This is a genomic window from Nonomuraea sp. NPDC049784, from assembly GCF_040659615.1.
GTDB lineage: Bacteria > Actinomycetota > Actinomycetes > Streptosporangiales > Streptosporangiaceae > Nonomuraea.
In genome coordinates, this window is record NZ_JBFAMX010000309.1 from 1 (window position 1) to 11,582 (window position 11,582).

Annotated in this window: 9 protein-coding genes and 1 pseudogene; all 10 read left to right on the plus strand. The window is 69.2% G+C overall.

Annotated elements, in window-relative coordinates; all coding sequences use genetic code 11:
• Positions 1 to 165 (plus strand): nucleoside-diphosphate kinase (locus AB0J09_RS39915; RefSeq protein WP_360702895.1); only part of this gene is annotated, 165 nt, incomplete at its 5' end.
• Positions 166 to 557: 392 nt separating this feature from the next.
• A complete protein-coding gene (locus AB0J09_RS39920) occupies positions 558 to 1,589 on the plus strand; it encodes a rod shape-determining protein (RefSeq protein ID WP_360702875.1) in 1,032 nt (343 codons plus the stop codon).
• Positions 1,589 to 2,467: a rod shape-determining protein MreC gene (gene mreC, locus AB0J09_RS39925; protein WP_360702877.1), complete on the plus strand. Its 879-nt coding sequence runs from the start codon at positions 1,589 to 1,591 to the stop codon at positions 2,465 to 2,467. The genes AB0J09_RS39920 and mreC overlap by 1 nt, the downstream gene beginning before the upstream one ends.
• Positions 2,468 to 2,954: 487 nt before the next feature.
• A complete protein-coding gene (gene mreD / locus AB0J09_RS39930) occupies positions 2,955 to 3,419 on the plus strand; it encodes a rod shape-determining protein MreD (RefSeq protein WP_360702879.1) in 465 nt (154 codons plus the stop codon).
• Positions 3,416 to 5,461, plus strand: coding sequence for a penicillin-binding protein 2 (gene mrdA, locus AB0J09_RS39935; protein WP_360702881.1), 2,046 nt, complete (start codon positions 3,416 to 3,418; stop codon positions 5,459 to 5,461). Before mreD ends, mrdA begins: the two co-directional genes overlap by 4 nt.
• Before the next feature lie 484 nt (positions 5,462 to 5,945).
• Positions 5,946 to 7,112, plus strand: a complete 1,167-nt coding sequence (gene rodA / locus AB0J09_RS39940) for a rod shape-determining protein RodA (RefSeq protein ID WP_360702884.1) — start codon at positions 5,946 to 5,948, stop codon at positions 7,110 to 7,112.
• Positions 7,113 to 7,116: 4 nt separating this feature from the next.
• Positions 7,117 to 7,335, plus strand: a complete 219-nt coding sequence (locus AB0J09_RS39945; protein WP_360702886.1) for a hypothetical protein — start codon at positions 7,117 to 7,119, stop codon at positions 7,333 to 7,335.
• Positions 7,336 to 7,407: 72 nt separating this feature from the next.
• Complete coding sequence (locus AB0J09_RS39950; RefSeq protein WP_360702889.1) at positions 7,408 to 9,318, plus strand: TIGR03960 family B12-binding radical SAM protein; 1,911 nt, start codon at positions 7,408 to 7,410, stop codon at positions 9,316 to 9,318.
• Positions 9,319 to 9,470: 152 nt separating this feature from the next.
• Positions 9,471 to 10,223, plus strand: a complete 753-nt coding sequence (locus AB0J09_RS39955; RefSeq protein ID WP_360702892.1) for a TIGR03936 family radical SAM-associated protein — start codon at positions 9,471 to 9,473, stop codon at positions 10,221 to 10,223.
• A gap of 144 nt (positions 10,224 to 10,367) precedes the next feature.
• Positions 10,368 to 11,582, plus strand: a pseudogene (locus AB0J09_RS39960) (hypothetical protein); the annotation flags it as partial.

Consider the following 11,582-nt stretch of genomic DNA (forward strand, 5'->3'; position numbering starts at 1 on the left):
GAGGCGTTCCGCGCGCTGGCCGGCGCCACCGACCCGGTCAAGTCGGCGCCCGGCACGATCCGCGGCGACCACGCGCTCGAGATCGGCGAAAACGTCGTCCACGGCTCCGACTCGCCCGAGTCGGCCGCCAGGGAGATCAAGATCTTCTTCCCTGACCGGTTCTAGGCGATCCCGGTTCACGCTTTCGCGCCCGTGCAGCTTCGCTCTGCGCGGGCGCGGGTTTTTGTCGGCCGCCTGCCGTATGTTGGCGGGGTCTTGTCGCGCGATGCCGGTTCGTGGGGGAGATGGGGACACGGTTTTGTCAGCCGTTCTCCGTATGGTTGGCGGAGCCGCCACGTGAAGTGGGAAGAGATGGTCGTAGGCATGGGCGTTTTGGATCGTTCCACCAACCGATCGGATGTTGTGGTGCAATCCGGGCAAAATTGCGGTTGAGGTAGCGGCTGGAGATTTTTGTGGGGCGCGAAGGCTCATTGCGCCCCTCGGTGGGTACGTCACGTTACGATTCGAATTCGATCCGTAGTCATTCGCGAACGACGTTACGGAGGGCTCCGTTCCCCATGGGCAGCAAGCTCGCGTTTCTCGGCCGTGACATGGCGGTCGACCTGGGCACCGCCAACACGCTCGTCTACGTGCGCGGCCGGGGCATCGTCCTCAACGAGCCGTCAGTCGTAGCGATCAACACCGCCACCGGCAAGATCGTGGCCGTTGGCATCGAGGCCAAGCGGATGATCGGTCGTACGCCTGGCAATATCGTCGCCGTCCGGCCGCTCAAGGACGGCGTGATCGCCGATTTCGACGTCACCGAGCGGATGCTGCGATATTTCATTCAGAGGGTGCACCGACGCCGGCACCTCGCCAAGCCGCGCATCATCATCGCCGTGCCCAGCGGCATCACCAGCGTCGAGCAGCGCGCGGTGAAGGAGGCCGGATACCAGGCGGGCGCCAGGAAGGTCTACATCGTCGAGGAGCCGATGGCGGCCGCCATCGGGGCCGGTCTGCCGGTGCACGAGCCGACCGGAAACATGGTGGTCGACGTCGGCGGGGGCACCACCGAGGTGGCGATCATCTCGATGGGCGGCGTGGTCACCAGCCAGTCGATCAGGATCGGCGGCGACGAGCTCGATCAGGCGGTGATCTCGTTCGCCAAGAAGGAGTTCTCCCTGATGCTCGGCGAGCGCACCGCAGAGGAGATCAAGATCGCCATCGGCTCGGCCTGCCCCGGCGGCGAGGAGTCGCACGCGGAGATCCGCGGGCGTGACCTGGTCAGCGGGCTGCCCAAGACCATCGTCGTGTCGAGCGAGGAGGTCAGGAAGGCCATCGAGGAGCCGGTCAACGCGATCGTCGACGCGGTCAAGACCACGCTCGACAAGTGCCCGCCCGAGCTGTCCGGCGACATCATGGACCGCGGCATCGCGCTCACCGGCGGGGGCGCCCTGCTAAAGGGGCTGGACGAGCGGGTCAAGGCCGAGACGGGCATGCCCGTGCACCTCGTCGAGAACGCCCTCGACTCGGTCGCCATCGGTTCCGGCAAGTGCGCTGAGGAGTTCGAGGCGCTCCAGCAGGTCTTGGTGCCGGAGTCGCGGCACTGATGAGGGACTCGCGCCGTGCCCGGCTGATCCTCGGAGGGCTGCTGATGGCGGCCCTGATCATCCTGACCGTCGACCACCGCGCCGGCGACAGCTCGCCGCTGAGGCCGCTGCGGGCCGCCGCGGCCTCTGTGTTCGGCACGGCGGAGCAGTTCGGTGGAGGGCTGGTGCGTCCCGTCGGAGGGTTCGTGAGCGCTGTCGTGAGCGCGCCGAGCGCCCAGGAGCGGGTCAACGCGCTCAAGGCGGAGAACGCCCGGCTGCGCGCCGAACTGGTGGCCAGCAGGCTCGACGCGACCCGATCCAAAGAGCTCAAGCAGCTGCTGGGCCTGGCGGGCACAGGTGGATTCAAGGTGGTCCCGGCCAACGTGATCGCCAGACGTGGGCTGCCGGGCTTCGAGGACGCCGTTCAGATCGACGCGGGCACGAGTGACGGGATCCGGTCTGAGATGACCGTGCTCAACGGCGACGGGCTGATCGGGCGCGTCATCCGCGCTTCCCCGCACACCTCGACGGTGGTGCTGCTCAGCGACCCCGCCTCGGCCGCCGGGGCACGGCTGGAGAGCGCCAAGGAGATCGGTGTGGTGCATGGGGTGGGGGAGAACGGGCGGCTCGTCCAGTTCCGGCTCCTCGATTCCACGGCACCGTTGACCAGGGGCGCGCGGATCGTCAGCTTCGGCTCACAGAACGGCAGCCCGTACGTGCCCGGAGTGCCGATCGGGGTGATCGAGCGGGTGGAGTCGACGCCGGGGGAGCTGACGCGCATCGCGTACGCCCGGCCGTACGCGGATCTGACATCGCTCGACGTGGTCGGTGTGGTGGTGGAGGCGCCCAAGCGGGACCCCCGTGACGCGGTGCTGCCGACCAAGGAGAGGTCACGATGATCGAGGGGTTGCCTGGCTCGCGGCGCCTGCTTCCGGAGGGCCGCGGTGACGCCTGCTGGGGCTGTGGCGGCCGTATGAGCCCGCACAGGGGATGGGTGGAGCGTTCCATCGGATTGGGATGTGACACGTGCGTGAGAGCAGCTGTGGCGGCGTCTGGCGGTGCCTGGGCGGCTGTGCTCAACGATGGGCGCTCGCCGGTCCGGGCGGTCCGGTTCGGTGGTGGTCGATCGCAGGTCGGAGCGGGTCGGTTCGGTGGTGCTCGATCGCCGGCCGGGGCGGTCCGGTTTGGTCGTGCTCGGTCGTGGGTGGGGGCGGCCAAATTCGGTGATGAGCGGGCGTCGGTGCGGGTGGCCTGGTGCGGCGGTGAGCGGTCCTCGGTGCCGGCGGGCGGGGGCGGGCGGGCGTTGGTGCGGGTGCACATGAGACCGCCGGGCTTGAGGTGCGGCTCGGGGCGTCGGATTGTGAGGAGTTCCCTGGAGGGGTCGCGATGATCGGCGGGCTGTCCGTGTTGCTGGCATTGCTGGCGCAGGTCATGCTGGTCAACCGGGTGCCGCTGCCAGGCGGGGGCGCTCCTGATCTGGTGCTGCTGGCGGTGATCGGCGCGGCGTTGGGACGGGGAGCACAGTACGGAGCGGTGCTCGGATTCTGCGCCGGGCTGCTCGTCGACATCATGCCTCCGACCGCTCACCTCGTGGGACAGTACGCGTTCGTGCTGGCGGTCGTCGGCTACGTCGCCGGGCGCGGCGCGGGCGGGCCGGTGACGACCGTGGTGTTGTGCGTGCTGATGGCGCCGCTGCTGGCGGCGTTCGTGGTCGGGCTCCTCTCCGATCCCCGGGTGACGATGTCGACGTTGACCGACCGGGTGCCCATCACCGTCGTCTACACGCTGCTCGTTTCCCCCATCGTGATCTGGCTGACCACGCGCGGCAGGGAGGCGAGGTTCTCGACATGATCAGGATGCGAGCGAGGCTTTTGGCGTTGCACGTGCTCGTGGTGATGATGCTTGTCGTGCTGGCCGTGCGGCTGTGGCAGGTGCAGGTGGTACGCGGGCGCGAGTTCGTGACCCGGGCGACGGAGACCAGGACGCGGGCCGTGATCGTGCCGGCGGTGCGTGGGCAGATCCTCGACTCGCACGGGCGGCCCTTGGTGCGTAACAAGACCGCGCTGGTCGTGTCCGTGGACAGGACCAGGCTGACCAGGACGCCCGACGGCGGTCTCACGGTGCTGCGCAAGCTGTCGGCCGTGCTCGGCAAGCCGGTCTCGGACCTGCAGCAGCGCATCACGCCGTGCGGGCCGGGGGTGTCCAAGCCGTGCTGGACGGGGTCGCCGTACCAGCCGGTCCCGCTGGACGAGAAGGTGGACACCCGGGAGGCGCTGCAGATCCTTGAGCGGCAGGAGGAGTTCCCCGGCGTGACGGCGGAGATCCACTCCGTCAGGCAGTATCCCGGCGGGGGGGCCGGGGCGCAGATGCTCGGCTACCTGCAGCCGGTCACCGAGGCCGAGCTGGAGAAGCGGGAAGGGCTGAAGGCCAGCTTCTCCGGGGTGGACCTGGCCGGGCGAGATGGGCTCGAGTACATCTACGACGACGCGCTGCGTGGCAAGTCGGGGCTGCGCAGGGTTCAGGTCGACAGGATGGGCAAGGCGCTCGGGGTCGAGGAACAGATCACCCCGGTTCCTGGCGATCATCTGGTGACCAGCATCGACTCCCGGGTGCAGGACGTGGTGGAGAAGGCGCTGGCCAAGGCGATGAAGTCCGCGCCGGCGGCCGACGGCGGCGCGGCGGTGGTTCTCGACGCTCGTACGGGACGGGTGATCGCGCTGGCCAGCGCGCCCGGATACGACCCGGCGATCTGGGCGGGCGGGATCTCGATGCGCGGATACCAGTGGCTGTTGTCGACCAAGTCCGGCTATCCGCTCGTGTCGCGGGCGATCAACGGCCAGTTCGCGCCCGGTTCGACGTTCAAGATCTCGTCGGTGGCGGCGATGCTGCGGTCCGGATACCCGCTGAACGGCACCTACGACTGCCCCGGCTCCTACATGGTGGGCGACCGGGCCTTCAACAATTTCCACGGCATCGGGCTGGGCACGATGAATCTGCACACGGCGCTGGTCAAGTCGTGCGACACGATCTTCTACCGGGCCGCGTACGAGCAGTACCTCAAGGACGGCGGGCGCAACCCGAAGAAGGCGACGAAGGAGGTGTTCGCCAACACCGCCAGGGCGTTCGGATTCGGCGCCCCGACGGGGGTGGACCTGCCCGGTGAGTCCTCGGGGCGCATCCCCGACCGTGGGTGGAAGAAGGACCTGTGGAATCGGACCAACGCCGTGACCTGCGAGCGGTCGCGCAAGGGCTATCCGGAGGTCAAGGACCGGGCGCGGGCCGATTTCCTCAAGCGGCTGGCGCTGGAGAACTGCACCGAGGGGTTCCTGCTCCGGCCGGGTGACTCCGCCAACTTCGCCATCGGCCAGGGCGACGTGCTTGTGACGCCGATGCAGCTCGCACGGGCGTACATGGCGCTGGTGAGCGACGGGAAGCTGCGCAGCCCGCGCATCGGGTGGGCGCAGGTGCGGCCCGACGGCACGGTGGTCAGGACCATCCCGGTGCCGGTGGTGGGCAAGTTGCCGATCTCCGAGAAGGAGCGCCACTACATCAAGGACGCGCTGAGCGACGTCCCCTCCGACGGCACCGCCGCGGGGGCCTTTGCCGGGTTCCCGATGAACAAGGTGCGCATCGGCGGCAAGACCGGCACCGCGGAGGTGTGGGGAAAGAAGGACACTTCGTGGTTCGCCTCGTTCGCGCCGACGAACAACCCGCAGTACGTGGTCGTGGTCATGGTCTCGCAGGGCGGGATGGGCGCGGAGACGGCGGCGCCTGCCGCGCGGGAGATCTACGAGGGGATCTACGGGATCAAACGGTCCGCGGCCGTGCCCGGCGGGAAGCTCACGACGAGACTGCCCCGGTTCTCGCCCGATGGAATGGTGGCCGGACAATGAGCGCCCCTACCCCGGAGACGGGCCCCCGCGATGGCGGCCGCGGAATGGCCACGGATGAGGGCGGCTCGGCTGTGGACGCCCGTGTCGGGGGTCTGGAGGTCGCCGGGGCCGAGGGTGGTGCGGCGATCGTCGGTGGTGCGGGCACGTGTGACCGGGATCCGGTGGTGGTTGCCGCGGAGCGGGGGATGGCCGCGGGTAGCGTCCCGGCGGTGATTGCCGGTGGCGGCGGTCGGGGGGTTGCCGCGGCTGAGGGTGGCTCGGGGGCGGTGGGCCGTACAGGGCGCTCGGGGGTGAGCGATCGTGGTGATGATCGGCGGAGAGTGGGCCTTGGGGTTGTCCGGCGGCTGGTAGGTCGTCGGGTTGTCCGGCGGCTGGGGGGCCGTGGGGTTGTGCGGTGGGTGGTTGGTTGTGTGGCCGGGTGGGTGATCGGGTGCGCGGTCGGCTGGCTGGTCGGGAGCACGGCTGGTGAGACGGGGGGCCGGAGGTGATCGATCGTTCGGCCGCCATCCGGCGGCCCTCGCTGCTGCGGCGGGTGACCGCTGAGAACTCGACGGTACGCAGGCTCGACGGGCTGATGCTGGTCGCGGTGGCCGGGCTGTGCGTGATCGGCACGCTGCTCGTCTGGTCGTCCACCAGGACCTGGGCGCCGGGATCCACGGGCCTGGTCAAGAAGCACGTGTTCAACGAGGTCATCGGAATACTGCTGTGCGCGGTCGTGGCGATGGTGGACCATCGCGCGATGCGGGCGTACGCGCCCCTGGTGTACCTGGTGTCGCTGATAGGGCTGGGCCTGGTGATCACGCCGTTGGGCGCGACGATCAACGGGTCGCACTCGTGGATCCTGCTCGGCGGGGGGTTCGCGGTGCAGCCGTCCGAGTTCGCCAAGGTCGGGCTGTTGCTGATCATCGCGATGCTGCTGGCGCAGCCCGCCGAGGGCAGCGATCGGCCGCGAGGGCTCGACATATGGCTGGCGCTCATCGCCGCGATGGTCACGATGGGGCTGGTGATGCTCCAGCCAGACCTCGGGACGGCGCTGGTGCTGGCGGTGATCACGGCCGCCGGGCTGATCATCGCGGGAGTGCGCAAACGGTGGATCGCGGCGCTGATGGTGGTGGCGGCGGCCGGGGTGTTCTCGGTGTTCTACTTCCACCTGCTCGAGCCGTACCAGGTGGCGCGGTTCACGGCGTTCGTCGATCCGAGCGTCGACCCGCGCGGCGTCGGCTACAACAGCACACAGTCGATCATCGCGATCGGTTCGGGGCAGCTCCTGGGCAAGGGCCTGCTGGGGGGCGGGCAGACGACCGGCAGGTTCGTGCCCGAGCAGCACACCGACTTCATCTTCACGGTCGTGGGGGAGGAGTTCGGGTTCCTCGGGTCGGTGACGGTCGTGCTGCTGCTCGGGGTGGTGCTGCTACGCGGGCTGAAGATCGCCAGGGACTGCGATGACAGGTTCGGGACGCTGGTCGCGGGGACGATCGTGTGCTGGTTCGCGTTCCAGACGTTCGTCAATGTGGGGATGACGATCGGGATCATGCCCATCACGGGGCTGCCGTTGCCTTTCGTCTCGTATGGTGGCACCGCCACGTTCGCGAATCTGATTGCGATTGGGCTTCTTCAAGCCATCAGGGTGCGAAGACAGTCGTTTAATTAGAGATATGTTCTTGGCCTATTGCGATGAGTGCGAGGAGCGCTTTCTGCTGCCCGCGAACCACGTCGTCGGCGTCCACAACCTTGCGAGCGGCGTGATCGCCGTCGAGCTGACCTGCTACGAAGGGCACCACATCCTGGTGGTCAGCGGAAACGACCTTGAGACTCCGACAAGAAACCTGCTCGTCGGCCTGCCGCCCTACGGTCGCGACCGGCGAATGCCGTAGCGGCAGTCCACCTGGCAGGTTTCTCATCGGCCCAGGACCTGCCACGGTCTGAGCGCCGCTACCCTGGACGGTATGCCTGTCGAGTCGATTTTCCACCGCCTGGAAGCGCTGCTGCCCAAGGTGCAGAAGCCCATCCAGTACGTCGGAGGTGAGCTCAACTCGACCGTCAAGGACTGGGACTCCGCCGACGTGCGGTGGGCGCTGATGTACCCGGACGCCTACGAGGTCGGGCTGCCCAACCAGGGTGTGGCGATCCTCTACGAGATCCTCAACGAGCTGCCCGGCACGCTGGCGGAGCGCACCTACGCGGTCTGGCCGGATCTCGAGGCGCTCATGCGGGCCGAGGGCGTCCCGCAGTTCACCGTCGACGCGCACCGGCCGGTGCGCGCCTTCGACGTGCTCGGGCTGTCGTTCTCGACCGAGCTCGGCTACACCAACATGCTGACGGCGCTCGATCTGGCGGGCATTCCGCTGCTAGCCGTGGAGCGGGGTGAGGACGACCCGATCGTGCTCGCCGGTGGCCATGCGGCCTTCAACCCCGAGCCGATCGCCGACTTCCTCGACGCTGCCGTGCTCGGCGACGGCGAGCAGATCTCCATCGCGATCACCGAGGTCATCCGCGAATGGAAGGCCGAGGGCGAGCCGGGCGGGCGCGACGAGCTGCTGATGCGGCTCGCCGAGTCCGGCGGAGTTTATGTCCCGAAATTCTACGATGTCGACTATCACCCGGACGGTCGCATCAAGCGCGTCGCACCCAACAGGGCCGACGTGCCGTGGCGGGTGCACAAGCACACCGTCATGGACCTCGACGAGTGGCCCTACCCGAAGAAGCCGCTGGTCCCGCTGGCCGAGACGGTGCACGAGCGGTTCAGCGTGGAGATCTTCCGCGGCTGCACCCGCGGCTGCAGGTTCTGCCAGGCCGGCATGATCACGCGTCCGGTGCGGGAGCGCTCGATCACCACGGTCGGGGCCATGGTCGAAAACGGCATCAAGGAGTCCGGCTTCAACGAGGTCGGACTGCTGTCGCTGTCGTCGGCCGACCATTCCGAGATCGGCGACATCGCCAAGGGCCTGGCCGACCGCTACGAAGGCACCAACACCTCGCTGTCGCTGCCCTCGACCAGGGTCGACGCGTTCAACATCGACCTGGCCAACGAGTTCTCCAGGAACGGCAGGCGTTCCGGCCTGACGTTCGCGCCCGAGGGCGGCTCGGAGCGCATGCGCAAGGTGATCAACAAGATGGTCACCGAGGAAGACCTGATCCGCACCGTCACCACGGCCTATTCGCAGGGGTGGCGCCAGGTCAAGCTCTACTTCATGTGCGGGCTGCCCACCGAGACCGACGAGGACGTGCTCGGCATCGCCGACCTGGCCAAGAAGGTCATCAAGGCGGGCAGGGAGGCGACCGGCAGCCGCGACATCCGCTGCACGGTCTCCATCGGCGGCTTCGTGCCCAAGCCGCACACACCGTTCCAGTGGGCGGGTCAGGCCGACCACGAGACCGTCGACCGGCGGCTCAAGGCGCTGCGTGACTCGCTCAGAGGCGACAAGGAATACGGCAGGGCCATCGGCTACCGCTACCACGACGGCAAGCCCTCGATCGTGGAGGGCCTGCTCTCGCGCGGCGACCGCCGGGTCGGCGCCGTGATCCGCGCCGTCTGGGAGGACGGCGGCAGGTTCGACGGCTGGAGCGAGCACTTCTCCTACGAGCGCTGGATGGCGGCGACCGAGAAGGCCGGCGTCGACGTCGACTGGTACACCACGCGTGAGCGGGAGGAGAACGAAGTCCTGCCGTGGGACCACCTCGACGCCGGGCTCGACCGCGAATGGCTCTGGCAGGACTGGCAGGAGGCCGTTTCCGGCGGTGAGGTCGAAGACTGCCGCTGGACTCCTTGCTACGACTGCGGCGTCTGCCCGACGATGGGCACGGAAATTCAAATCGGGCCCACAGGGCGGAAACTCCTTCCTCTTACGGTGGTCTAGCGCGCTCAGTGGGCAGCCCGTGTCTCGGCGTACACGTCCATAGGCCGGGGCGGCTTATCCTGAGACGAAGAACTCTTACAAGGGAAGGACGACAAGCTCTGAAACCTGTTCCCGAAGGGCCTCCGCCCGCGCCCACGGTGCAGCGCCTTCGCGTGCGCTACGCCAAGCGCGGCCGCCTGCGCTTCACCAGCCACCGCGACATCTCGCGGGCCGTTGAGAGAGCGGTCCGCCGTGCCGGCATTCCGGTGGCCTACAGCGCGGGTTTCTCGCCCCACCCGAAGATCTCCTACGCGGGCGCGGCGCCGACCGGCGTCGCCAGCGAAGCCGAATACCTCGAGATCGGTGTCACCACACAGTGTGACCCCGAGCAGGTCAAACAGGGCCTTGATGGGTCGCTGCCGCCTGGACTCGATGTGCTCGACGTTGTGGAGGCGGGTCCTGGGGCGCTGGCCGACCGCTTGGAGATCTCCGAGTGGGAGGTGCGGTTGCCCGGTGCCGATCGCGAGCTCGCCGAGGTGGCGGCGGAGAAGTTTCTCGCGGAGGGCACTGTGGAGGTCGAGCGCCTCACCAAGAAGGGTCTCCGCCGGTTTGACGCGCGGGAGGCCGTCCTGGGGCTCAAGGTGTCCGAGGGAACAGACAGAACTGCAGCTCAGGTGCATGGAGGACCGTGTGTCATACTGCGCATGGTTGTTCGGCACATGACGCCTGCCGTTCGACCCGACGATGTGCTCACAGGGCTGCGCCTTGTGGCTGACTTCGCGCCGCCGGTTCCCCCCGAGGTGACCAGGCTGGCGCAGGGGCCGCTCGACGCCAGCACCGGTGAACTTGCCGACCCGCTCGGCCTGGACCGCGACACGACGCGCGGCGGCGAGGCGGGACCGGTGGGTGAGCACGTCGCCGGTTAAGGAAGCGCCCTGCGCGAGCGGGGCACGACCGCTGACAGGACTTGGCGCCGGCGCCCCTACATCGGGGGCACCGGCGGACAACGAGACACGAGGGCTCCTGCGCGGCGCGGCGACGCGCCCGGGAGCTGACGGGAGAGCGCCCGCATGCTCGAGAACGAGCCCAACGCCGGGGCCATTGGCCCTGACGGGGAGACAACTGAACAGCCCGAGGTGACCTCACGTCGCCGCTCCGCCAGCCGCCCCGCGGGTCCCCCGCCGGAGCTGCCAGAGGAGCCGGCCTCCGTTCCGGTCACCGTTACCGCCGCGCAGGCCGCGCCATCCGTGGCGGATGTGCAAGCGGTGCAGAGCAAGGCCGCGCAGCGTGCGGCCGGAGAGCCTGCGCCCGAACTTTTCGCCGCCGTGACCGCTGCCGATGCCGGTACGGCTCCCGCCGCTGCGGCGGAGGCCGATGGTGGTGCCGTTTCCGGAGTGGCGGTAGCCGGTGTGCCTGCCGCCCCCGAGAGCCCGGTCGAGGCGGCCGTGGCCGAGGCGGCTGCCGACGCCGTTGCCGAGAAGCCCAAGAGAGCCACGCGGACCCGGTCCACCGCCACGACGACGCGGCGCCGTACCACGACGAAGAAGGCCGAGGCGGAGGCGGAGGCCACGGGAGTGCTCCCGGAAGGCGAGACGCCCGCTGAGCCCGCCGAGCCCGTGAAGCGGCGCAGGACCCGCAAGAAGGTGGAGCCGGAAGAAGTCGTGGCGCCCGCCGTCGGCGAGGAGGCCGCTGGAGCGGTGGCCGACAAGCGGGCCGCCGTGCAGGAAGGCGCAGAGGCCCCGGCCGGTGAGGTCGTGACCGCGCCTGAGGCGGCGCGCGCCGGGGGCGAGGCCGCCGCCGAGCCGGGTGGCGAGGATGAGGACATCCTGGAGGGCCTGCCCGAGGACGAGCCGCTCGACGACGAACCTGCGGGCGAGGACCTCGACGAGGAGTCCGTGCGCCCGAGCCTGCTCGCCGACCCGTTCGGGTTGACCGTGCGCAGGGAGGACGAGCCCGGCACCATGTTCCAGCGGCCGGCGGCCATCTTCGCGCCGCTGTTCCAGGCGCCCGATCCCAGCAAGGCCAAGCCCGCCGCCTCCCGGCGGGCCGAGCCGCCGCAGCCCGCTCCCGAGCCCGAGGAGATCGAGGAGCCGGTCGACGAGTCCGTGACCGAGGACGAGTCCGACGTCGACACCTCCGACGAGCAGGAGGAGGAGGAAGGCGGCGGCCGGCGCCGTCGCCGCAGGCGTGGCGGCCGTGGCCGCGGCAAGTCGCGTGAGCGTGACGAGGCTGAGGACGGCGAGGAGCCGGACGAGGAGGCCGAGGAGGAGCAGGCCGACGAGGCC